The 24551-nt window shown below is 43.2% G+C and carries 23 protein-coding genes; 17 read left to right on the top strand and 6 right to left on the bottom strand.

What is annotated here, in order from left to right; translation table 11 throughout:
* Position 1 precedes the first annotated feature (1 nt).
* The 8 genes from HMPREF9447_RS16000 (at position 2) to HMPREF9447_RS15965 (ending at position 10432) form a co-directional block, all read left to right on the top strand.
* On the top strand, positions 2 to 1696 hold the full coding sequence (locus HMPREF9447_RS16000; protein ID WP_009130792.1) for a RagB/SusD family nutrient uptake outer membrane protein: 1695 nt from the start codon (positions 2 to 4) through the stop codon (positions 1694 to 1696).
* Between the two features lie 35 nt (positions 1697 to 1731).
* The gene (locus HMPREF9447_RS15995; protein WP_009130791.1) at positions 1732 to 2736 is read left to right on the top strand and encodes an IPT/TIG domain-containing protein; all 1005 of its coding nucleotides are present in this window, start codon (positions 1732 to 1734) and stop codon (positions 2734 to 2736) included.
* Between the two features lie 231 nt (positions 2737 to 2967).
* Entirely contained in the window at positions 2968 to 4194 is a 1227-nt protein-coding gene (locus tag HMPREF9447_RS15990; protein WP_009130790.1) for a tyrosine-type recombinase/integrase, read from the top strand.
* Between the two features lie 500 nt (positions 4195 to 4694).
* Positions 4695 to 5231, top strand: a complete 537-nt coding sequence (locus HMPREF9447_RS15985; RefSeq protein WP_009130789.1) for a UpxY family transcription antiterminator — start codon at positions 4695 to 4697, stop codon at positions 5229 to 5231.
* A 30-nt stretch (positions 5232 to 5261) separates the two neighbouring features.
* On the top strand, positions 5262 to 6374 hold the full coding sequence (locus HMPREF9447_RS15980) for an MraY family glycosyltransferase (RefSeq protein WP_009130788.1): 1113 nt from the start codon (positions 5262 to 5264) through the stop codon (positions 6372 to 6374).
* A 9-nt stretch (positions 6375 to 6383) separates the two neighbouring features.
* On the top strand, positions 6384 to 7178 hold the full coding sequence (locus HMPREF9447_RS15975) for a polysaccharide biosynthesis/export family protein (RefSeq protein WP_009130787.1): 795 nt from the start codon (positions 6384 to 6386) through the stop codon (positions 7176 to 7178).
* A gap of 126 nt (positions 7179 to 7304) precedes the next feature.
* On the top strand, positions 7305 to 9677 hold the full coding sequence (locus HMPREF9447_RS15970; RefSeq protein WP_009130786.1) for a GumC family protein: 2373 nt from the start codon (positions 7305 to 7307) through the stop codon (positions 9675 to 9677).
* A gap of 5 nt (positions 9678 to 9682) precedes the next feature.
* Positions 9683 to 10432, top strand: coding sequence for a tyrosine-protein phosphatase (locus HMPREF9447_RS15965; RefSeq protein WP_009130785.1), 750 nt, complete (start codon positions 9683 to 9685; stop codon positions 10430 to 10432).
* Here the strand turns inward: HMPREF9447_RS15965 and HMPREF9447_RS27850 are convergent.
* The 6 genes from HMPREF9447_RS27850 to HMPREF9447_RS15940 all read right to left on the bottom strand — a co-directional run bounded on the left by HMPREF9447_RS27850 (position 10347) and on the right by HMPREF9447_RS15940 (position 14566).
* Positions 10347 to 10865: an N-acetylmuramoyl-L-alanine amidase gene (locus HMPREF9447_RS27850; RefSeq protein ID WP_009130784.1), complete on the bottom strand. Its 519-nt coding sequence runs from the start codon at positions 10863 to 10865 to the stop codon at positions 10347 to 10349. The genes HMPREF9447_RS15965 and HMPREF9447_RS27850 overlap by 86 nt on opposite strands.
* Entirely contained in the window at positions 10862 to 10996 is a 135-nt protein-coding gene (locus tag HMPREF9447_RS28490; protein ID WP_009130783.1) for a smalltalk protein, read from the bottom strand. The genes HMPREF9447_RS27850 and HMPREF9447_RS28490 overlap by 4 nt, the downstream gene beginning before the upstream one ends.
* A 103-nt stretch (positions 10997 to 11099) precedes the next feature.
* Complete coding sequence (locus HMPREF9447_RS15955; protein WP_009130782.1) at positions 11100 to 11603, bottom strand: HU family DNA-binding protein; 504 nt, start codon at positions 11601 to 11603, stop codon at positions 11100 to 11102.
* Between the two features lie 151 nt (positions 11604 to 11754).
* Positions 11755 to 11970, bottom strand: a complete 216-nt coding sequence (locus tag HMPREF9447_RS15950; protein ID WP_009130781.1) for a DUF4248 domain-containing protein — start codon at positions 11968 to 11970, stop codon at positions 11755 to 11757.
* A 193-nt stretch (positions 11971 to 12163) separates the two neighbouring features.
* Entirely contained in the window at positions 12164 to 13975 is a 1812-nt protein-coding gene (locus HMPREF9447_RS15945) for a DUF3987 domain-containing protein (protein ID WP_009130780.1), read from the bottom strand.
* A gap of 24 nt (positions 13976 to 13999) precedes the next feature.
* The gene (locus HMPREF9447_RS15940) at positions 14000 to 14566 is read right to left on the bottom strand and encodes a BT4734/BF3469 family protein (RefSeq protein ID WP_009130779.1); all 567 of its coding nucleotides are present in this window, start codon (positions 14564 to 14566) and stop codon (positions 14000 to 14002) included.
* Positions 14567 to 14750: 184 nt separating this feature from the next.
* On the opposite strand from HMPREF9447_RS15940, the gene HMPREF9447_RS15935 reads away from it, so the two are divergent.
* The 9 genes from HMPREF9447_RS15935 (at position 14751) to HMPREF9447_RS15895 (ending at position 24532) form a co-directional block, all read left to right on the top strand.
* Complete coding sequence (locus HMPREF9447_RS15935) at positions 14751 to 15200, top strand: hypothetical protein (protein WP_009130778.1); 450 nt, start codon at positions 14751 to 14753, stop codon at positions 15198 to 15200.
* A gap of 312 nt (positions 15201 to 15512) precedes the next feature.
* Positions 15513 to 16085 (top strand): dTDP-4-dehydrorhamnose 3,5-epimerase, encoded by a 573-nt coding sequence (rfbC, locus tag HMPREF9447_RS15930; protein WP_009130777.1) that lies wholly within the window; start codon positions 15513 to 15515, stop codon positions 16083 to 16085.
* Positions 16086 to 16165: 80 nt separating this feature from the next.
* Entirely contained in the window at positions 16166 to 17281 is a 1116-nt protein-coding gene (locus HMPREF9447_RS15925) for a polysaccharide pyruvyl transferase family protein (protein WP_009130776.1), read from the top strand.
* The gene (locus tag HMPREF9447_RS15920) at positions 17265 to 18800 is read left to right on the top strand and encodes a lipopolysaccharide biosynthesis protein (protein ID WP_009130775.1); all 1536 of its coding nucleotides are present in this window, start codon (positions 17265 to 17267) and stop codon (positions 18798 to 18800) included. Before HMPREF9447_RS15925 ends, HMPREF9447_RS15920 begins: the two co-directional genes overlap by 17 nt.
* Positions 18794 to 20002 (top strand): Coenzyme F420 hydrogenase/dehydrogenase, beta subunit C-terminal domain, encoded by a 1209-nt coding sequence (locus HMPREF9447_RS15915; RefSeq protein ID WP_009130774.1) that lies wholly within the window; start codon positions 18794 to 18796, stop codon positions 20000 to 20002. Before HMPREF9447_RS15920 ends, HMPREF9447_RS15915 begins: the two co-directional genes overlap by 7 nt.
* 298 nt (positions 20003 to 20300) lie before the next feature.
* Complete coding sequence (locus HMPREF9447_RS15910; RefSeq protein ID WP_244267630.1) at positions 20301 to 21242, top strand: O-antigen ligase family protein; 942 nt, start codon at positions 20301 to 20303, stop codon at positions 21240 to 21242.
* Positions 21243 to 21292: 50 nt separating this feature from the next.
* Complete coding sequence (locus HMPREF9447_RS15905; RefSeq protein WP_009130772.1) at positions 21293 to 22192, top strand: glycosyltransferase family 2 protein; 900 nt, start codon at positions 21293 to 21295, stop codon at positions 22190 to 22192.
* Positions 22161 to 23414 (top strand): Coenzyme F420 hydrogenase/dehydrogenase, beta subunit C-terminal domain, encoded by a 1254-nt coding sequence (locus tag HMPREF9447_RS15900; protein ID WP_009130771.1) that lies wholly within the window; start codon positions 22161 to 22163, stop codon positions 23412 to 23414. Before HMPREF9447_RS15905 ends, HMPREF9447_RS15900 begins: the two co-directional genes overlap by 32 nt.
* Positions 23405 to 24532 carry a polysaccharide pyruvyl transferase family protein gene (locus tag HMPREF9447_RS15895; RefSeq protein WP_009130770.1) on the top strand — a complete coding sequence of 376 codons (1128 nt, stop codon included), beginning with the start codon at positions 23405 to 23407 and terminating at the stop codon, positions 24530 to 24532. Before HMPREF9447_RS15900 ends, HMPREF9447_RS15895 begins: the two co-directional genes overlap by 10 nt.
* Positions 24533 to 24551: the final 19 nt, after the last annotated feature.

Genomic DNA, 24551 nt, shown 5'->3' with positions numbered 1-24551 from the left:
TATGAACAAGATAAAATATACTCTTTTAGGTATGGCGGCAGTAGTCTTTGTGGGCTGCGCCGACCTAGATTACAACGAAGCTTCGAATCGTGACGAGGACTGGACCTACAACAGCCCCCTCAATGGTGTCAAGGCTCTTGTCTACGATGTCTACGCGCAAATGCCGAGCGAATTCAAGGACAATTCCTACGGTAATGGTGCCCTGATAGCCAGTGCCACAGACGAGTCTGAGTTTGCACTTTCCTTCTCACCCATTCACAAGTATTTCAACGGTGGTTGGACTCCTTCGAATCCTTTCTCGACCACATGGGACAGGTCATACCGTGCCATCACTCAGGTACACATGTACCTTGAGCGCATCCACAGGATAGACCTATCGGATTATGAATATGATCCCAACTACCAGACCATGGTGCAGCAGTTTGAGATATTCCCTAACGAGTTGCGTTTCCTCCGTGCCTATTTCTACTTTGAGTTGGTACGTGCCTACGGCGATGTGCCTTTGGTGACCACAACCCTCACCAATGCGCAGGCCAACAGCGTGGAACGCACTCCAGCCAAGGATGTGTTCAAGTTCATCATCAACGAATTGGATGCCGTGGCTGAATATCTGCCCGTGTCGTATAATGACATTCCCGGTCAGGAAATTGGTCGTGCCACCCGTGGTGCTGCCCTTGCACTAAAGGCACGCGTACTTCTTTATCAGGCTTCACCCTTGTTTAATACAGACAACAACAAGGAGCTTTGGAAAGAGGCCGCTGCTGCCAGCAAAGTCATCATCGATAATGCACAGCACTGGGGCTACAAACTCAGCGGGTACGCCAACCTATGGGGGCACGATACATTCACCAATCCTGAATTTATCTTCGTTCTTGGCACCCAGGCAAGCAATACCTTCGAGCAGTACAATTATCCTGTGGGTGTGGAGAACGGTAATTCCGGCAACTGCCCTACACAGGCACTGGTGGACGCATACGAATATCAGGCCGACGGCAAGACATTCAAGGAGAAACATCCCGGAGATGTTGATGTGACTACTGAGAACCCATACGATGGCCTCGACCCACGTTTTGAACTCACTGTAGTGAAGAACGGTGATCTTTGGCCATCTAACACAGCTCAGCAGATTGCCATTGAGACGTATCAGAGTGGCTTCAACGGTGCTCCTAAGTACGGCGCAACTCCCACGGGCTACTACTTGAAGAAGTTTGTGGACGGCAACTGTGTCACCACAGCCAACAACCAGACTACAACACGACACAACTGGATTGTGATGCGTCTGGCCGAGGTTTACCTCAATTATGCAGAGGCCATGTACAACTACTACGGCAATGCTGACGAACAGGGCGATTTTGGCATGTCAGCCAACGAGGCTATCAATGTGCTTCGTAACCGTCCTGACATCATGATGCCTGAATTCCAAGGAAACAATGGTTTCGGAGAGCGCTACATGCGTGAGCGTATGGTAGAGCTTGCTTTCGAAGGTCAGCGCTTCTGGGATGTGCGTCGCTGGAAGAAGGGTGCCGAGTTCTTCAAGAATGTTGATGTGGCAGACTTCAAACTGAATGGAAACGGCAACTTGATTCTCAATCGAGTTACTAAGACTCGCCAGTGGGACGAGAAATACAACCTGTACCCGATTCCGCAGTCTGAAATTCAGAAGAATGGCAATCTGAAGCAGAACCCCAATTGGTAAAACAGATTCAACGAAATTTCAAACGAATAAGATTTATGAAAAAACATATTATATATCTTCTGGTCTCAGGATTCGCATTGCTGTCGAACATGGCACTGACCTCATGCAGCGATGACGATGTGGCGGATGCCAACGATGTGCTTGAGGTGAAGTCCGTCCTGCCTACAAAAGTTATGGAAGGACAGGTTATCACCATCACTGGTACGGGGCTTGAGAAGGCCACTTCCGTTGTGTTCCCTGGCAATGTCTCTGTGAACAACATTACCAAAATAGGCAACGGCTATATTTCTGTAATAACTCCTGCCGGCGTTTCTGCAGAGGGGGGAACAGTAACAATAGAAGCCGACGGCGAATCGGCAGAGTCGGTCATGACGCTGACTGTCGGCAAGCCCGAGCCTTTGCGCGTGGCACCTCTTGACAAGGAAATAAAAATCAACGAATGTGTGGAGGTGTACGGCAACGACCTCGAATTTATCACCAAGGCTTATTTCCCCGGTGAAGACGACAAGGTGATTGTTGTAGATGCAAGCAACTTTAAGCGCAAAGCTACCGGTTCTCTCTACATCTATTCGCCAATGGGTATAAAAGCCGGACCTGCCCAAGTTGTCCTCGAAGACTGCAGCGGCAAGAAGTATACTTTGCCAGAGGTAACGCTGTCTGACGAGGTTGCAGGTGGCAGCGAAGGAGGTGAAGGATATGCTTCAATCTGGGAAGGCGAATACACTACCGGCTGGTGGTGGTATCTCCCGGCATCTGACCTTGACCTCTCGGCAATAACGCCAGAAGCCGGCCAAACTATTAAGTTCACATTCACTCACCATGATGCTCCTCAGACTTTCTGTCTGTGCGATGGTTGGTGGGGTGATCCTTTCATCCGCGAGGGCGGTGAAAGCCGTAACAACATCGTTCTTGCCGCTGGTGAGGACTTCCTGGAATTCAAAATCTCGGAAGGTATGGCGACAACCATGAATGGCACTGAAACCGCTCTCATCATTGGCGGTGACATAACAATCACCAAGATTCAGATTAAGACAGATTAAACTCTATACAAAGAAATTATAGCCTGATATCTGTAAACATTTCAAGTCCACCGGAGAGCTAAAGTTCTTCGGTGGACTTTTTGCTAAGTCGTGAGGGTGCCCCGTTGTGTGTGAAGCTGGTGGAGAACGCTGTGACGGCATGGAGGAGTTGATGAGCGAGAAATAGTTTGAACAGATTGCTTTCTTTTTTGTCGTACATAGTATATATTTATATAAATTGATAAAAAAACTATGGCGACTGTAAAAGTAAAATTCAGAAAATCATCGGTGGAAGGAAAGGCCGGTAGCATCTATTATCAGCTATGCCACAAGCAAAGCAACAGGCAGATAACCACCCGAATGCATGTGCTTTCCCAATGGTGGGATGCAGAAAAGGAAACATTTATAAGTGAAGCGGACAATAGTGAAGTGTCAGCCCGTTATCAACGTCAAATAGAGAAAGACTTGCAGCGCATCCGTCGAATTCTATGCGAATGGGACGGAACGGGGAAAGACTACACTTTGACGGATGTCATTACCCGCTTTCGCACTTGGGAGGAAAACGGAGATACGATGCTGACCTCTTTGGCAACTCTGGTTGATGAGTTTAAAAACGATGACCGGTGGGGGAATGCCCGTAATCTCCAGCGGGCATTGAACAGTTTCTCAGGCTTTTTGGAAGGTTGGGATGTATCACTCAAACAGGTAGATGAAAAGCTCATCATGGAGTATGAACAATGGCTACGGGCACGAAAGGTGAGCAAGAACAGCAGTTCTTTCTATATGCGGACTTTGCGCTCTGCTTATAATAAGGTGATAAGTAGAAATCAGATGGAGCAAACGTTTCCCTTTCGGAATGTTTATACCGGCGTGGAGCATACCCGCAAGCGTGCCGTGCATGAAGATATCATGATTTGCATACAAAAACTGAATCTGATACATTCTGCTCCACTTGCCTTTTCACGCGACTTGTTCATCTTCAGCTATTGCACCCGCGGAATGGCCTTTGTGGATATTGCCTATCTGAAGAAGGTGGACATAAGCGGAGGAATGCTTAGCTATGTCCGTCATAAGACGGGACAACGTCTCACTATTCGCATAGAGCCTTGCATCGAGGAAATCATCAAACGCTACGAACCATCCGTCCGTAATAGTCCCTATCTTTTTCCTATCATCACTTCCGATGATCCGGAAGAAGCTTTCCGACAATATCAAACGGCACTGGGCTACCATAACCGAAAGTTGAAGAAACTGGGGAAGTTGACAGGAGAAAATCTACGTCTCTCTTCCTATACTGCCCGGCATAGCTGGGCGACGGTTGCACGCAATCACAACGTCCCGTTGTCTGTCATTAGTGCAGGGATGGGACACACTTCCGAAAAGACTACACTCATATATCTGGATTCTATAGAAAATTCACTGATAGACAAAGCAAATGAAGGAATTTTGGAGGCTTTATGTCGTAACGTTTCTAAGTAAGAAACCTTAAAATTACGGCGCAAAGATATAACAAATAAAAGACAAAACAATATGATACAATAAATATTTGTTTATATTTCCACTTAAATATCAGTATAAAATATTGATTTATAGCACAATAAGCATCTACTTATGTAAAATAAAGAAATAATTCTTTAAAATAAATATGAAATAGAACTCAATAAATATATTCTTAAAAAATAATCTGAGTATAGTATCGAATCTATAAAACCTAAAAAAATAGGATAAAAAAATATTTTTATCCTACAGTGAATCAATGTTTTAAAACGTCGTGCTGTTTCTTACTTAGAAACGGTACAATTATAGGGTTACGGATGTCTTCTCCTGGGTCAGGAGCAGTTCCGAGTTCCAAAAATCGACAGACAAAACGAACAATTGGATTAACCTTGCTTGCTGCGTATCAGAGTTGTTTTGAAGATCAAAAAGACTCAGATACACAGGAATGGAAGGAACATCTTTTTAGGTAAGATACGACAACTATGGAAGAAGTACCTTCAATCATGCATTGGTACGCATTTAAAGTCTTTTACAACAAAGTATTCGAAATAGAAGACACGCTGAATAAAGACAAAATCGAGACCTATATTCCTTGTGAAACAATTCTTGTGGAGCGTGGCGGAGTGAAGAAAAATGTACGCAAGCCGGTCATTTCCTCTCTTCTGTTCTTCTATTCCACAGATAGGCAGGCACTAGCGTTGCAGCAGAATCTGATAAACCGCGTCATCTTATATACCCGTCTTATCAATTGGCAGAAGCTACCGATAGCCATCCCCGAACGGGAAATGAAAATTTTCATGCTTGTCACTTCCTCCGGAGAAAAAGGATTGGATTACTTCGGCGACGCCCCTATGGAATACAGCACTGGCGAGCGAGTCCTTGTGACAGATGGTCCGTTCAAGGGAGCAGAAGGTTGCATACATCGCATCAAAGGAAACCGTCGGCTGATAGTAGCGATACAAGGTGTGTGTGCAGTGGCAACTGCCTATATTCCCCAATGCTTTCTAAGAAAGATATAATACATTACACTTAAAACAAATTCTTCATACATGACAATCTGCCTTTTTGAGACTTTGGCGGCATTCACCGTCAGTTGCCTGCTCAGTGCTATGATTATCCCCAAGATATCGCTGGTAGCCTTCAAACGGAGACTTTTTGATCCGCTGAGTGACCGAAAGTTGCACACAACGCATATTCCCCGTCTGGGAGGAATCGCCTTTTTTCCGTGCATCACTGTACCCATTTCGCTCATCATCGCCTGTCATAATCTCTGCACGGACAGCAACTTGCTCTGTTGGGAACAGTCCACCTGTCTGCTCACTATGTTCAGTTGCCTCTTTATTCTTTATCTGATGGGAATAAAAGATGACCTGATAGGCATGCGCTACCGCGCCAAGTTTGTCATCCAGACACTTTGCGGTTTTCTACTAGTGGCTTCCGGCTTTTGCTTCAACAATCTCTACGGACTGTTCGGCATTCACGAGTTGCCCTACTATATAGGCATACCGTTCACAGTCTTCATCATTGTCTATATTATGAATGCGATCAATCTGATAGACGGCATCGACGGTTTGGCTTCCGGGTTGAGCATGATAGCGTTCTTTGCTTTCGGTTGCATGTTCATCCGCTTGCACTGGTGGTTGTATGCTTTCATCTCCTTCGCTGCCTTAGGCGCGCTGATACCGTTTTTCTATTATAATATGTTCGGGCAGGCCCGCCGCGGGCGAAAAGTATTCATGGGAGATACCGGTTCACTGACCATAGGCCTGCTACTGGCTATGATGGCCATTCATCTCAGCATGTTCGACCCCGCCAAGGAAGACATCTTCCCCGGTGCCATCGTAACAGCTTTCTCCTTCCTGCTGGTGCCGATGCTGGATGTGGTTCGGGTGGTACTTCACCGTCTGCGCAACCATAAACCTCCATTTCTCCCCGACAAGAATCATATCCACCATAAATTCATCTCCCTGGGAATGTCACAACACCGGGCTCTGGGCTTCATCCTGAGTATCGCCTGGATTTTTATTATGGTTAATACAATTTTGACCTCTTACCTGTCCGTCACCGCGCTGTTCCTGCTGGACGTAGCAGTATGGACAATAATGCATTTCTACATTACGGCGAAGATTCTAAAAAAAGAACGGAAGAAAAATAAAAATTAAAAACTAAATATGAGGAATCGTCTTTTATACCTATTCTTTTCATTGTCGTTGCTCTCTTCGTGCAACACATCAAAAGAGATTATCTATTTTCAGGATGTGGAGGTCAACAACCCCAAAGTTATTGCCCCGCCCAAAGACATCACTGTGCAACCCAAAGACCAGATATCCATCGTGGTGTCGAGCAAGGACCCCGAACTGGCGGCTTTGTTCAACCTGACCCGCGTGCAATACAAAGTAGGCCTCACAGGCCTGAACAGTGGCAACAATAATGGAGAAATTTCCGGCTATACACTGGATGACAAGGGCGCCATCGACTTCCCCGTACTGGGAAACCTCACCGTAGCAGGCATGACCCGGAGCCAGATTGCCGCATTGGTGAAGCAAAGACTGAAGGAGGAAAACCTGGTGAACGACCCAGTAGTCACCGTGGAATTCATGAACCTCAGTTTTTCCGTTCTGGGCGAAGTGAAGACTCCCGGAAAATACAATATTTCTAAAGATTATATAACCCTACTGGAAGCTATCAGCATGGCCGGTGATCTGACCATTTACGGCAAACGGGATGCCATCTTCGTGATCCGGGAAGAAGCAGGGGAACGAGTGACGCATTGGATAGATATCCGTTCTTGTGACTTATTCAAATCTCCCGTTTATTACCTGAAGCAGAACGATGTGGTGTATGTGCAGCCCAACAAGGTGCGTGCCGGACAATCGACACTGAATGAGAACAGTGTGAAGAGCGTAGGACTATGGATCAGCATAGGGTCGTTTCTCACTTCGCTGGGTGTATTGCTGTTTAAGTAATATTTTTCAAGTAGTTAGTAGTAAGTAGCTAGTAGTAAGTAGAATAGTACTGCTTACACATGCTTATCAGAATGCGAAGTATTCTCTACTTACTACTAGCTACTTACTACTAACTACTTTATCATTATGGTTGAAAAGAAAAAGCCTGCCGATGATTTTATACGGATACAGGATTTGTGGGGAATGTTTGTTCCCAAGTGGCATTGGTTCGCCGGTTCCCTGCTCATTACTCTGGCTATAGCAGTGTTGTATCTGCTGAGCACTCCGCCTATCTATACCCGAACAGCCGCCATCCTCGTCAAGGACAACTCAAAAAGCAGTTCTTCGACAAGCGCAATGAGCGACTTTTCCGATTTGGGCATCTTCAAGTCCAATACTAACATCAACAATGAGCTACTGACATTGAAGTCCCCCACACTTATGACCGAGGTGGTCAATCGGTTGGGATTGAACGATATTTTTACCGTCCGCAGGGGATTAAAGAATGTCGATTTATACCAATCAACTCCTGTAACCGTCACGTTCTTCGACAAGGTAGAAACACCATTGAGTTTCACCATCGAGTTCTCCTCAAAAGATATGTTTACCATTTCCGAATTTGAGATATCGGAAGAAAGCACAGGAGAAACATTTTCCGCCCGACCGGGTGATTCCATACATACCTCTGTCGGAACCATGATCATATCCCTTACGCAAGAGTTTACCGATGCTCTTACGGATACGCCTGTCCGATACGCCAGAAGAAGTGTACGCGACGTCGCCGATGCCTATACAAGAGAGCTGGTAGCTGAATTGGGCAACGAAGATGCCACCATCATCAATCTCAGCATTAGCGATGCCTCCATCCGGAAAGCAGAAGACCTCCTGAATACTTTGATCGAAGTCTATAATGAGAACTGGATTCGGGACAAGAACCAAATTGCCGTCAGCACCTCGCAGTTCATCAGTGATCGTCTGGGCGTGATAGAAAATGAACTGGGGCATGTAGACGAAAACATATCCAGTTACAAGAGCGAACACCTGTTACCCGACGTACAAGCTGCCTCCAGCCTTTACATGACACAGTCTGCTGAAAATAATAAAGAGCTGTCGGCACTGAATAACCAACTCTCTACCGCCCAATATATCCGCAGAGAGCTGAACGCTAAACTATTGGACCAGCCGCTACCGGCCAATTCAGGTATCGTAAACGCCAATATAGAAACTCTGATCGGTGAATACAACAATCTAGTGCTCGACCGCAATCGGTTGATAGCCAACAGCAGCGAAAAGAACCCGTTGGTAAAGAATATGGCGAATTCCCTGCAAAGCATGCAGCGCACCATCATCCAGTCTGTCGACAACCTGATCGTCTCCCTGAATACCCAAATCCGCAGCATCCGCCGGCAAGAAGAAGCTACTACCAGCCGGTTGGCATCCAATCCGAACCAGGCGAAATACCTGCTGTCGGTGGAACGCCAACAGAAGGTGAAGGAGGAACTTTATCTCTACCTGCTCCAGAAACGTGAGGAAAATGAACTATCGCAAGCATTCACCGCCTACAACACCCGCCTGATTACCGCTCCGCGCGGCAGCATGTTTCCTACCGCTCCCCGCAAAATGAATATCCTGCTGGTGGCATTTGCCATCGGGCTGCTGGTTCCGGCGGTAGTCATCTTCATGAAGGAGAACATGAATACCAAAGTACGTGGCCGCAAGGACCTCGAAAATCTGAGCGTGCCGTTCATAGGCGAGATTCCGCAGTGCTCCGGCACGAAAAGAAAATGGGAACTTAAGAAGCGGCAGAAGATGAATTTCATCGTGGTGAATGAAGGCAACCGCAACATCATCAACGAGGCATTCCGTGTGCTGCGTTCCAATATGGACTTTATGGCAAGCAAAGACAGCAGCCAGAATGTCTTCGTACTGACCTCGTTCAATCCCGGCAGTGGAAAAAGTTTCCTCACTATGAACATCGCCATGAGTTTTGCCATCAAGAAGAAGCGGATTCTGGTTATCGACGGTGACTTGCGGCATGGCACCATTTCTTCCGATATCAATTCTCCGGAAAAAGGACTCAGCGACTACCTGAACAACCGGGTTGAAAACTGGAGGGACATCATCGTCTCCCACAAGGAATACGCAAACCTGCAATTCCTCCCCATCGGCACAGTTCCTCCCAATCCTACGGAGCTATTGGAAGACCGCAAGCTGGCTGACCTGATAACGGCTTTGAGACCGGAATATGATTATATCTTCATCGACTGTCCGCCCGTCGACATTGTGGCCGATGCGCAAATCATTGAGAAACTAGCGGACCGCACCATCTTCGTGATCCGTTCCGGCCTGCTGGACCGCACCATGCTCTCCGAACTGGAAACAATGTACACCGCGAAACGATTCAAAAACCTCTCCATGATACTGAATGGAACGGAAAGCACCGGAGGACGCTACGGATACGGCTATCGCTACGGATATCATTATGGATATGCTTTTTATTATGGAGGAAAAGATAAATAAAACTCATGTGGCCATTTTCTAAATTCCAATCCGTCGCGGCAAGTGGCATCCTTTGCGAAATGACCGACTACCACTCCCACATATTGCCCGGGGTGGACGACGGCGTGAAGACAATGGACGAGTCGCTTCAGATTCTTGCGGAAATGAAACGCCAAGGCGTCCGCAAAGTGTGGTTTACTCCCCATATCATGGAGGATATACCCAATACCAACGCCGGGCTGAAAGAAAGATTCCAAGAATTGAAAGAAAAATTCCGGAAGCCGGAAGATGCCTATTGCGGCACGGTGGATCTGAACCTGGCTGCTGAATACATGATGGACAACCTCTTCACGGAGCGTCTGGAAGCCGATGACCTGCTCCCACTCCACGAAGGCTACAGGCAATATCTGCTGGTGGAAACTTCCTGTTTCAACCCGCCCATGAATTTGCTGTCTATCCTGAAGCGCATTCAAGCGAAAGGCTACCGACCGTTGCTGGCACATCCCGAACGTTATCTGTACATGGACATGCCCGATTACCGCGCCTTGAAGCATGAGGGAATCGCTTTCCAGTTGAACCTTCCGTCACTGACGGGAATATATGGCGCGCATGCACAAAAAAAGGCCGCATCCCTGCTGAAAGCGGGGATGTACGACCTGACAGGAACCGATATGCATTCTCCGGAGAATTTCAGAGTATGGCTTGGAACACGGATTGGCAGTCGAGACAGGGACATGCTTTGGGCACACTGCCCGGCATGTCGCGATGACCTCTGAGCTGAGCTACCGGAAAGAGCTTCAACAATCGGGACAGAAGCTGTTCCAGTTGCTCAAACTGCTCCGGAGTAAGCGTGTCGGCGGGATGTCCTTCTGTGTCCAGTCCACCTTCGTAGCATACACCGATGGAACACCGGTTGAAAGGACGGCAATGAGCCCCCACTTCGAGCAACCGGCGGTGCTGACTGACAACACCGTCGCGGCGGACATAGAAGTGATAGCCGATGGTGCGAAATCCGCGGGCACGATGGTCACGCAAGAGTTGCTCCACGGTGTAATCGCAGTTGCAACGGGTAGCGGAGCAGTGCAGGATGATGTAGCGCACCGAGTCGGTGGAGTCCATCATCAGTCCGCTCTCCACCCCGGTGAGAAGTTCGCGCTCATTGAGCACCTCCTCCCCACCCACAGTCATAGGAAATGTCTCTTGTATCATAGCACCATATATCCAATAGCAGTTGAACAACTGGTCACCCCGAGTGCCGTGAGCGCCGCAATGGCTGCCTGAATGATAGCCTTGAGCAAAGACACCCAAGTAATTTTGTTCTTTTTTACAGAGTCGGTCATAAATATTAATTATTAAATATCAATTATTAATTATAAGCCGCGCAATGACTACTTACGCAAACGGTATCCATCTCCCTGCACCGCGCAGCCTTTAATTTTTAATTTATCCAAGCGGGTCCTCTTCAAGGCCTCCTTCTCCGGAACCGCCACTTCCTCCGCCATCATCCACGTCACCCGGGTCGGCGGAAGTCACCTGCTTGATGACCTTTCCGTCCTTGTCGTAGCAGGTGATGTTGACGGAGGTATCCTTCAGCTCCTGCTTGATGTTGGTACTGGGGGTGAAAATAACTTTGCGGGTGGTGATGAGTCCCGCACTCACATCCTCTACTTTGGTCACCGCCCCGGCTTGCAGACCGAAGCGCATGGTGCCCAGTCCGGGAACGGCTACGGAATGGCCTTCGGTGGCCCATGCCTTGACAACGTCGCCGATAGCTTGCCAGGAGGCATTGAGGCTTCCCTTCGGTATTCCCGACCGGATGGAGGCTTCGGATATAACTTTTTCCTGCTTCAGCGTGCTGTAGATTTCTGCCTGCATGATGAAGCGATACTCCCCTTTCGAGGGGCCTACCGCCAGTTTGGTCTGACGGGCTTTTACTTTGATTCCCATAATCTCAATAAATTAGTTAATAGTTAGTTGATTGACGAGGTTTTCAGTTGACAAGTTGTCAACTGAAACCTTGTCAACTTATCTCTGCCGCAAAGATAAAACAGGCCGGAAACCGGCTTATGGGTTTGCATGGGTTCCGCCTGTTTATTCTTTACGGTTCACCCAAGTGACGGGTAATCAGCAACACTTGCCGGGAGGTGAGCAACTTCTGAAAACGATGATAGCCGGTGATTTCCAGTTCCTCCATCAAGGGAGGACAGCCGTGAACCCAACGCATCAAACGGTTGGTACCCACTGCGGGCGTTGACTTCGGAAAGTAGAGAAGAGACAATTCGCTCTTCGTCATGGAGATGGGGTGAAAAGACATAGTTGTTAAATTAAAAATTAAAAAATAATGATTCCGATATGTAAGAAGGGACGAAACTACTAGCCTATTGGAAAATTATTTTTTCCCAGTTGGGAAAAAATAAGAAGCTGGCTAAACTTGCAAACTTGCAATTCTTGCAGGGACTTTCACACGCACACATACAGGCGTGCGAGGCAAACTTGATTTTTAAGCATCAATAAAACTTGTATTCTCCCCTGCCGTTCTTCACTAACTGGCCTTTGTCGGTCATGCGTTTCAGCAGCGAGTCGAGTGTATTGGGAGGTATTCCGCACCGAGCGCTTGCCTGAAGAGCCTGACTACGAGTGAAGCTGAGGGGCAGCAAATCCAGGAAAGCCCCCTGCGGTGCTTTCTGCTGCACCGTATCAGTAGACGGAAGAAGCGAAAGGATATGGCACGAATGCAGGTAAAGAGGCTCCGTGAGCGCCAGAACGGCGTGAAAGTCTTCACTGCTGACGGCAAGGTCGAACTCCGGTACCACCCCGTCTTGCACATTCTCTTGTGGAACGTGGGATGAAGGCGACAGGCCCGGACATGACATCAGGGCTTTTACAAGGTCGTCCGTCGAGCCCGACATCAACAGGGCGTCGAGCGAGCGTATCAATGCTACAATGCTGATGATGCGGCAGATATTAATGGCGATACGTGCCACCGCACTTTTCATGTGGTCGCCATGAACCACACTGGCACGGCCGAATACGCATGAGAGGTGAACGTTGAATTCCTCTTTCTGCTCTTGGGTAAGCTTCAGGTTTATACCGCTTACAGCAGCCGTCAGGGCATCGAGCAAGTGTTTCCAGCGTTCGCCCCAAGCGGTGAACAGAGTGTCGTAATCGCTCCCGGACTGGTCGAACTGATCCACCCACTCATGGATGGGAGGCATGCAGTAGAACACCTGACGCGAGAACAATCCGTTCTCTGCCGACGGGATGAGCGGCTTCACCTGGGAGGGCGTGCCACTGAGCAGTATACTGAGACATGATTTTTTACATTCGCGATATTCGTGGTTGGTGCGGCGGTTGTAGGCGAGCCGCTCGTGGTCGTAACTCTTGCGGAGCGTATCGCTCCAATGTCCGTAGTCTGTGCCGGTGGCCGTGCTCACGGTGTCGGCTTCGGTTTCGCATATCAGTCCGACACCATCAGCGTCCATCAGGTTCTCCAGCATACCGGCGCCGGAGTTATCACCTGCGATGAGAAACATCTTCATGCAAGGCTGTTCGGGTTCAGGCGTTTTCGCCTTTTCTTTGCCCAACACGTCCCACTGTGCTTTCTCGCGGCGGTAGATTTTCATCTTTTCGCTGTATGCATCCATCAGCGAGTCGTGTATAGGTTCTGCCAGTCGGCGCACCCACGTCAGTGCGCCTTTTCCGGAAGCGGGCGGAGCGATGATGAAGGTTTGCAGGCACGGATATTTGCTCTTGCGCCCGTAGGTGAAGCACAGCAACTTGTTGAGGGTGGCACCGAACACGGTTACAGCTCCCAGCAACAAGATGTCTCTTTGGGCGGGTGTGTCGCCGCAGTCTATCACCTGTTGCAGGAAATGGGGCCACTGGTAGTCCGGAAAGCAAGGCAGGGAGGCGGGATTTTCGTTGCTCTCTTTTTGTACGTGCACGGGTGCAGGTGGTTCGTGCGCGGGCGCGAATGTTTTGCTCGCGGGTGCGGGTGTGTAAGGGGTCTGCAAGTTTTGCAAGTTTGCAAGTTTCTTGTCGAGGCGTACACCTGCCAATTGGGCGAGATGGAACACTGTTCCAAGTGAATTGCCTCCCCGCCCATTCTGCAAAGCATGGCTGTAAAGCTTGTCGGCTTCGTTCTGCCGATACTTGTCGGACAAACTGCAAAGACGATGGAAAAAACTCCGTCCCGCTTCGCCGCAACTATTAGCCACGGCGAAAGCCAACGGCATATATTCCTGATAAGTAGGTGCAAGATTGACTCGCGCCTGTTCAACGGCAATAGTCAATTGTTCAATAATATCAATTTCGTTCATGAAAAGAGGAGAAAATATTAATTATCAACTATTAATTTTTAATTTACAATTTGCATCATGTGCCAGGAAACAGGCTCTCGACATATCGGCGTTGGCGGTGTCGGCTTTCAAGCCGTGCTTCCATTCCAGATAATCCCAAGCGGTGTGCACAGCATTGTCAAACGACTGTTCAAGCGTATCCGTGAGGCTCATACGGTAGGATACAAAGAGCTTCACTCCTTTGGCACCTGGGCTTACAAAAGCAAGGTCGGGCTGCAACACTTCGTCGGCAAAGAGGCGGTCGCGCCACATTGCGGCCTCTTCGGTAGAAGTAAGGTGATCGATGTCTATCACGAATAGTCCCGATGGCACCACGATGCACTGCTCACGACAGTACGAGAAGACTCCGGCAGGCGTGACGTAAGGCAGCAATGTCTGCTTTTTTCCACGGAACGCCTTATCGTTTTCCACATTGCTCCTTACTCTCTGCGTCATCTCCTCCAGATGAGAATCGGAAGAAATGTAGGCATGAAGCCCTGCCACACTGCACACTCCCGCAGGTACTTTATTAGTGACGGGAGCATTGAAAAAAGACATGATATATTCTTTCATGACGTTGATTCTAATTTAATTAAAGATATATTTTATATTCATCAGATTTATGTCAACAAAGATACAGCATACATCCCGTCTTATACAACACTCATACAGGCGTTTACAAAGTGTTTACATTCATTGAGCATTCGTTGATAATTCATTGAAAATAAATGAAACAAGCCAAGAAGAAAAGATAAAAATGGAGAGAGAAAATATAACTATGAACGACAAACCGGAAATAGAGATAAAAATATTCGGCGGTACGAACATGATAGTCCCCACGGGTGCTACCGCCGTTCAGAACTTTTACGGCGATCAGTTTGCCGAGGTCGCCATCCGTCCCGAAGCAACTGCGGGCATTGAAAGTCTGAATGATGACGAGTGCCACCTCTTCACTTACGTGCCCGACGTGAAAAAAGTGCATGAGTACACCCGCCTCTTGGGCGAATGCACCACCGCTCACGATCTGGCCGGTGTGGTGAGCATCATGCTCAGCGAGCCCGGTGTGGGCAAGGACACAGTAGTGAAAGGCGCCTTCATCGAGGTTCTTCTTCCTTTCGCCTCCCGGCTGACGTCGGGGGCAAAGGTAGATAATGTGAGGCAACAGATTAATAATATGCTGATGACGAGGGGGAGGGAAAGAAAATAAGGGAAGGATGCCAGTTGATAAGGCCAGCCCTTTTATTGAAGAGATAAAATAGCTATAAAGAAATCCTGTAAGCAGGAAATATTCTCTGAAACTTTTTTCGGTATTCATTTTAATTCCGTACATTTTCTATAATAAAAATCTGTTATTTATGGAGTTATCTCATAAAACATATATTCGGAACCGGATGGGGCGACAAGGTTATCCGTTCTGGCGGATATGCTATCCGCCACTCATAAGCATCAGGATTTTCAATCCGAAGGTTTCTATACCCTATATATCTTTAAAATAAAACCTTTCATCTTTTAAAAAACAGTGTTTATACAAAAGACAAACGTAGAGGGTTTGGCCATCATTGAGCCACGCCTTCTCAAGGACGCACGCGGTTATTTCTTCGAGTCTTTTTCCCAACGGGAATTCGAAGAGAAAGTGCGCAAAGTGAATTTCGTGCAGGACAATGAGAGTATGTCATCTTACGGAGTGATGCGTGGACTTCATTTTCAGAAGCCACCCTTTGCACAAAGTAAACTGGTGCGTTGCGTAAAAGGCAGCGTGCTGGATGTGGCGGTAGATATCCGTAAAGGTTCGCCTACATACGGTGAGTATGTAGCCGTAGAACTGTCGGAAGATAATCATCTTCAATTCTTTATTCCCAGAGGTTTTGCCCATGGTTTTGCCGTACTGAGCGAAGTAGCTGTATTTCAATACAAATGTGATAACTATTATGCTCCGCAAGCTGACGGTGGAATCAGTATCTTGGATGGAGATATAGGAATAGACTGGAAAATACCGGTTGATAAAGCGATACTTAGCGAGAAAGACACGAAACATGCGTTATTGAGAGATTTCAAGAGTCTTTTTGACTACCATATTGATCTTTACGAGTGATAAATTCAAGAGCAGGCATATCCTACAAGAGATTTTGACAATTTAACACATACGTTTTTTATTTCAATTTTGTAAATATAATGAAGAAAAGAACAATAGCATTAGTAACATGGTTAGGCAAAGGTAACTATGGTACTATTTTACAATCTTATGCGCTGTATAGGAAATTAGAGGATTTAGGCTATGAAGTGTTTTTTTTAAATTTTTTCTCCTTCAAATCCGGCTTAAAGTCAACAGTAAAATATTTACTCTATTTACTCGGTATTTTGCGACTAAAGAGAAAGTGCTTATACTTTGTAACACCAAAATTACGCAAAGTTTACAATTTTCAAAAAGATTACTACCGTACAAAGGAGGTTTATACAAAAAAACAGTATGAAAGATTATTATCTGAAACAGACATTTTTATCACAGGAAGTGATCAGATATGGAATACGAGGTATTTTTTCAATCCATTCTACTTCCTTGACTTTGCTAGAAATCGAAAGCGTATAGCTTATGCTTCAAGCCTTGGTAGCCCCTTTATCCCCAAACTATATATATCAAGCGTGAAATCGCTACTTTCTGATTTTGCCTATATTGGCGTGAGAGAAGAATCTGCCGTTAATGCTTTATCAGATTTATTAAATCGAGATGACATACAACAAGTGTTAGACCCCACCTTTTTGTTACTTCCATATGATTGGAAGTTATTGTCAGAAAGTGCAAATATTGATTTCTCATTACCTAAGAAATATATTCTTTGTTATCTTATCGGAAACAATGAATTCTATTTCAATCAATTGAAAGATATAAAAGAGAAATCAAAAATTTATGATATTATTATAATACCTGCTGAAGAGAATTCCGAATTCAGCTTTATGGATGCAAAAATATATAAAGATGCCGGTCCTAAGGAATTTGTTTACTTAATTAAACATGCAACATTAGTCTGTACAGACTCATTTCATGCAACAGCCATATCTATAAACTTATCTATTGATTTTGTTGAACTTCTTCGTTTCAGTGATGAAGATTTAAATTCGCAGAATTCAAGAATTTATGATTTACTTGGGCATTATCATTTGGCATATAAATTCTATTTAAAAGAATCCGATAAATGGCGCAATCCTATTAATTATATTGAAGTCCAAACAATTTTGGATAATGATCGAAAATCATCTCTCAAGTATTTGACTAATGCTATCGAAAAATAATAAAATAACTAAAAACAATTATTACCTCTCCTCTTTCTTTTGGAGCACTTTATCTAAGGTCCTGAATGCCATATTAGGTTTTGTTTCAATACCTCTTTTACTTGGGTTCTATGGAAAGGCAGATTATGGTATTCTTTCTATTGCTACAGCCTGTAATGGTTATATGCACTTATTAGATTTAGGAATGAATACCGGTGCTATACGTTACTTCTCATTATGGAAAGCTGAAAAAAAGTTTGATTTAATTCAAAAAGTAGCACACACCAATATTACATTTTATATGATCATAGCAGGAGTTAATGCCATTGGATTATTGGCTTTGGCTTTTTGGGGCGAAAGTCTATTCTCAATAACTCATGCACAATTTCTGCAACTTCGTTCATGTTTGTTCATATTAGCATTATTCTCTATAATTTGTTGGGTGTCTACTGCTTTCAATCAACTCTTGGTTTCAGATAAGCAAATGACCTTTACAATGCAAATGCAATGCTTGCAAACATTATTGAAAACAGCTCTTGTTTTTGTGGTGTTATGGGCAGATTTATCGCTTACCACTTACTTTTTCTTTTTGACACTGTTGATTGCATTACTTATTATTCCTTATGCCTGTAAATGTTTAAAGGACAAGCTAATCGATAGTTTGCGCCTTGGTAATTATTGGAAAGAATTCAGAATTGTATTAACATTCAGCCTTTCACTATTTGCTCTCTCCATATTTCAAGTGACTGCCACTCAATCTCGACCTATTTTGTTGAGTATATTTACAGATAAAGGAGCCGACGTAGTAGCTGAGTATAGAATTATAGAAGTTTTCCCTTTGTTTATTATTATGATAGGAGGCACTTTTTCCAGTATTTTTTTGCCCAAAACAGCCGAAATGGTTGCCAGAAATATTCATTCTGAAATCTCTAACTTTGCATATCGCTGGACTCGATTAACATCTATATTAGCTAATTGTCTCTGTTTTCCATTCATATTTTCTGCTAAAGAGATTTTGACATCATACGTCGGAAGTTCTTATTCAAATCTTTCCATATGGCTGGTATTATGGAGTATCACTGTTTTGATACAGATACATACTACTCCCGGTAATAGTTTAGTGTTGGCTTATGGCAAGACGAAGCCATTGGTTATTACTTCTGCCATTTCATGCATTATTTCTATAATTATAAATATTTTATGTTGCCGATATTATGGAGTTGGTTCTGCAGTAATTGGTTATCTTGTTTACGTTGTGATAGTAATAGTGGTTTATTATGGATCATATTATAAAAAGTTGATGAACCTAAGTCGACTTAAAATGCTCAGTGCCTTCTGCTTACCAACAGGTTTAGCTTTTATTGCTTTGTTTTTTGTCCGCTTTATACCTTTTGAACATTTTCCGACTGGTGACTTTAGCGAACGTATTGACATGTTTGTTTTATTTTTGGTTAAGTCGTTTTCATGGGGTATCGTCTATGTCATTTTATTGTCAGTATTCAATTTTTTACTTACTAAACGCCGTAGAACAATATGGTAATATGTCCTGCAAATAAGTGCACCGGATGCTATGCTTGTATAAATGCTTGTGCTCAAGATTGTATCACTATGCAAGAGGATGAATATGGTGAATTGCACCCTGTAGTGGATGAGAATTCTTGTCTTAATTGTAATTTATGCATCAAATCATGTCCAAATAATATCAATTTAGCATTTGAATACCCCAAAAAATGTTTTGCTTCTTGGATTAGTGATAGAGCCAAACGGAAAACATGTGCTTCTGGCGGCATAGGTACAGTTATGTCCGAGTTTATGATTAATCATAAAAATGGTATTGTGTTTGGTTCGCGATATAATGAAAACTTCACTCCCATTATCACCTATACTGAAAAAATTAATGAGCTGGAAAAATTTAAGGGGTCTCGTTATGTGCAGAGTGTGATGGGGAAAGATGTTTTCAAGCAAGTAAAGTTATTTCTTAAGAATAATCGTTTTGTTTTATTTATAGGAACGCCTTGTCAAGTTGCTGGTTTGCTTTCTTTTTTGCGAAAACCTTTTGATAACCTTGTAACGGTTGATCTAATCTGTCATGGCGTTTGTCCTACAAAATATTTTAAAGAAGAAATAAACTACATTACAAAAAATAAAGGTTTATCACTTAAAGATATAACTGATGTAAGGTTTAGAGGCAATGACAGAAATGACTTTTGCCTGTCATTATGGGTAAATAACAGTTCAAGGAGAGTTTATAGAAAACCTCATACAATTCAATATTATTTAGCTGGATTCCTATTAGGTGTGTCTATGAGAGAAAATTGCTATTCGTGTAATTATGCTCGTCCGGAACGAATATCCGACATCACGATTGGAGATTTTATAGGTTTGGGTAAAACTATTCCTTTTAGCCATCCCAAAAAGAACGTTTCTTCAGTAACATTAAACACTAAGAACGGTAGACTCTTTTACGAGGACATGGCTGTACATACACCCGCTTTATTAAATATTGAACGTGACTATAAAGAACGTCTGGAATATAAACCATCCTTAGTTGAACCATTTCATAGACATAAGTTTAGGCCTTTGTTTCTGGAAAGGTATTTGGAAGTTGGTTATTTAAAAGCCATTAGAGAGGTTTTGCGAAGTTATGTGTGGAAAAATAAGACTATGAGTATAGTTAATCTTTGGAGAATGGTCTATAAGATACCTAGAAGAGTCATTCATATGACTTTAAATGTGCATTAATAGTTCTCCAATCAAAGATATGAACTATATTGTATTCTTTATACTTTTATATATTGCCGGTGTCTTCCTATTCCTTGGCAGTAAAGAGCTAATATGGCTTTGCCATTTCGGAATGTTGGCTGTTGGTCTTTATGCCTTTCTGAAGCAACTGATTCTTGGCAAAAGACGTTCTGCCGTCACGTGGTTTATAGGGATGTATTGCATCCTCTTCCCCCTATATGCAGCATATAAAAGCAATATCGTGTTCGGACAACCATTCCTTATAGGAATAGCTTCATTAAGATATTGTTGGTTTATTATGTTCGGATTTATTCTCTACCAAACAGAATATGACTATAAACTATTATTAAAACAAATCAACCAGCTTAACCTATGGATTGCAGCAATCTCCATTATCGCTTTCTTTTTTTTCGGCATCAACCACATTACTATACAGCCATTTATCACGTCCACAAATTTGATAGAAGCAACTGCAAATGTTGACACAATAAAAGGTGCTAAACTAAACGCTTGCTCTGATCTGATGATTATCTCCTACATTTATTATCTTATAAAGTTTCTGGATGCACCGACTTTAAAGAAAAACTGGCAACCCTTCTTATTGTTGATGTTTTACCTGTTATTTGTAAGTAAAGGCCGCCAGCCACAAGCAACACTTGCCATTGTTTTTGCTGTGTATTTCATACAAATGAAAGGCGTATCATTTAAAAGAATGGCAATTGCACTATTACCTATTTTGGGCATTATAATACTCACCATGATTGATGAGCAATTTTTCGACAAATTCACGACTGTCTTTGATGGTAAGAATACCCGTGACAGCTCCACACTGGCACGCATTAACTCAATAAATAAAGTACTTCCCTATATTTACGATAACTTTCTGTTGGGATTCGGAAATCTGTCATCCCGTTTTCGCACATTTGGATTTCACACGTTCTTTGGGCATAAATTCTTTATAGCTGATATTGGGATATTTGGCACACTTGCAAGGGGAGGAATAATACTATTGTTTACTTATTTGGGGCTATACAGAGCTTTATATAAGAAAACAAATGAAGTAAGTGATGAAGAAAGCCGCACATTCATGAGGTACATGTTGTTGGCATTTATAGTTATGCTTGCATTTCTTTGCAATGATACGCTATTCAGCAATAACAGCATCAGAATTGCACTTCTGTTCTACCCGCTATTCGCATTAAGGTCTCCAAACACATTTTTTCACAAAGAGGAAGAGTAACCTTTCAAGAAAAGGAAGGACCGGATTCTTAACATCAATATAATAATACAATGACTTTAGCTATCATCATTCCAGCCTACAAGGATACCTTTTTGGCTGGAACCTTAAAATCTCTTGCCGCACAGTCTGATCAAGACTTCTCTGTATACATCGGAGATGACAATAGTCCTTTTGATATAAAAAAAGTAGTTGACCTATATAAAGGTATTCTAAATATCAAATATGTAAGATTCAATGAAAATCTTGGAGGAAACAACTTAGTGGCTCAATGGGAAAGATGCATCAATTTAAGTACAGAAGACTGGATATGGCTATTTTCGGACGATGACTATATGGCACCAGACTGCGTTAAATTACTAAAAGAGGAATTGGCAAAAAAGGAGCTATACGACATATATCATTGTAACATAAATGTTATAGACCGCAACGGCGAAACGATAAAAAGAGTACAATATCCCAACGTCATAACATCCAAAGAACTCTATAAAGCCAAATTAAAATGGAAGTTGGACTGCTATGCGGTTGAATTTATTTTTAGCCGCAAGATATATAATAAATCAGGCGGCTTTGTACCTTTTGATTTGGCATGGGGAAGTGACTTGGCAACATGGGTAAAATATGGTGCCAAACGCGGAATCAAAACCATTGAAGGAGCAACCGTCTATTGGCGCAGCAGCGGCGAAAACATTTCTTCCATTCAATCGGAAGAAATTGTACTGCGCAAAATCAATGCACTCATCGCATTTTTAAGATGGGGAGAGAATGAATTCAACGGAAAGGACATTCGGGTAGTGAATAGCTTGGGATTCATAAAAAGATTACTGCACTACACTCCTGCCATATCCAAGAATGCCTGCAAAGTGTCCATCAATCTTTTTACAAAAAACACAATTCACCGATGGCTGCTAAAATTCATTTATGAAGCAGGCTATTTACTCAAAAATAGATAACAACATGTTTTTTAAAAATATCTCTCCCTCAAAATCAGACTGCTGTGGATGCTCTGCGTGCGAACAGATATGCAGAAATCATGCAATAACAATGCAAGAAGATGAAGAAGGATTCCTCTACCCCATTGTTGACAGTTTGTTATGCATAGAATGTTCTGCATGCGAAAAGGTATGTCCCATGCTACATAGCGATTCCGTAAAAAACAGAATAGAAGATACAAAAGCCTATGCTGCCATTAACCGCAACGAAGAAACTTTGCAGCAAAGTTCAAGCGGTGGCATTTTTTCTGCCATCAGTATTTCCATTTTAGAGAAAGGAGGCGTTGTGTACGGTGCCGCTTTTGACAATAACCTTCAGCTATACCACATAGGAGTTGAAGACATACGTTCTTTAAATAAGCTTAGAGGTAGCAAATATTTGCAGTCGCAAAACAGAAACGTATATTCTGAAATCAAAGAACAGTTAAAAGCCGGGCGTTGGGTATATTATACAGGAACCGGATGTCAGGTAGCAGGGTTGAAATGCTTTCTCCGCAGACCTTACTCAACACTTATCACTTCCGATTTAATTTGTCATGGGACCCCTTCTCATAAAGTTTTCGATTTCATAGTTTCACAGATGGAACATAAATACAAGGGAAAAGTTATAAAATACTCGTTTAGAGACAAATCCATCAATGGTTGGAGTTGTAATAGTAGTAGTAGTAATATACAAAGAAAAGACGGAATTAAACATATTGGTTATGACCCGGTAATGAATTCGTATTTCAATGCATTCATTTCCAATGCTATGAATCGTAAAACATGCTATCATTGTCCTTTCGCTACAGTAGAAAGAACCGGAGACATCACATTGGCCGACTATTGGGGAGTAAAAAAATATCATGCCATAAACAACAACTACAACGGCGTATCCGCAATTCTTGTCAATACAGAAAACGGGGAAAAGCTACTGGATGAAATAAAAGAAAAAATTACAATAATAAAAACAAATATCGAATGGATTGCCGACGAGAACAAGAATCTGACAGAAAAAACGACACAGCCAATATCAAGAGACACTTTTTACCAAAAGCTAAGTAATAATCCAACAGCTTTAATGAATAGCTTTCAACGGAACAAGCTCAAATCATATACAATCTACCATATAAAAAGAATATGCAAACATAACGCCTGCCTATTCGGAATATTAATGAAAATAAGAGACTTATTATGCAAATAAGAATTATATTAACTACAATCATTGACAACATTAATTTTGGAACTTACCTACAAGCTTATGCAACAGTATCCATATTCCAAAAGAAAGAATGCACAATAGATGTACTTAACTACATACGCCCTTACCTGACCGGAAAAACTTATGCACAGAATTATTTGAAACAGAAAAACAAACCACTACCCATACGATATTTGTATTTCAGTAGCTACCTGCTATTAAATAGCTTCATGATATGGCAAGTGAAACGCTTCTTAAAGCAAAGAGTCACATTGACAGAACGATTCAATTCATTGGATGAAATCATCAAAAAACTCAGACCGTATGATTTATACTTAACCGGAAGCGACCAAGTATGGAACAGCGAACATAATTTTGGAGTGGATAAAGTATTCTTCTGGGAGGGTATATCTAAGAAAAAAGCCGCGTATGGAGCAAGCATCGGAATTAAGCATTTTCCCAAAGAACAACAACCATTAATCCGTCATCTCCTTTCTGACTACAAAAAAATATCAGTACGGGAATGTTCAAATATACAAACCTTAGCCGAGATTGGAATAAAAAACGCAGTACAGGTTTTAGATCCAACATTATTGCTTAAAAAAGAAGACTGGATATCTGTAAGTAGACATCGCTTTAAGAAAAAAGTCCCATATCTACTTATCTACTCCGTTGAAACCCAAAGAAATTCCACCGTTATCAATATTGCAAAAGAAATAGCAGTAAGACGGAACTTAGCCGTATATCTCGTTTGCCCTACATTCAAGTTTAATTCTCAGTTTAAGATAGACAAAATTTTTAATTGTGCATCCGTTGAAATGTTTCTATCCCTCTTTGAGCAGGCAGACTATATCGTTGTCAGTTCGTTTCACGGCACTGCCTTTGCCATCAATTTCAACAAGCAATTCGTTACGGTTTCACCAGAACGTTTCAGTACGAGAGTGAACAGTTTACTGCAACTATTCCATTTGGAGAATCAATATATCAGTAATAAAGAGCAAATACCGGACAAAGAAATCGATTATACGCGCGTCAATCAAATATTAGAAATAGAGCGTTGTAAATCTGAGAGTTTCATTGATGACATCATCAATATAGCTAATCAACAAATGACAATATGATTGCAGAAAAAAAAGAACG

The sequence above is a fragment of the Bacteroides oleiciplenus YIT 12058 genome, assembly GCF_000315485.1.
Lineage (GTDB): Bacteria > Bacteroidota > Bacteroidia > Bacteroidales > Bacteroidaceae > Bacteroides > Bacteroides oleiciplenus.
The sequence above is the reverse complement of the archived record's forward strand: the minus strand, read 5'-3'. Positions and strand labels throughout refer to the sequence as shown.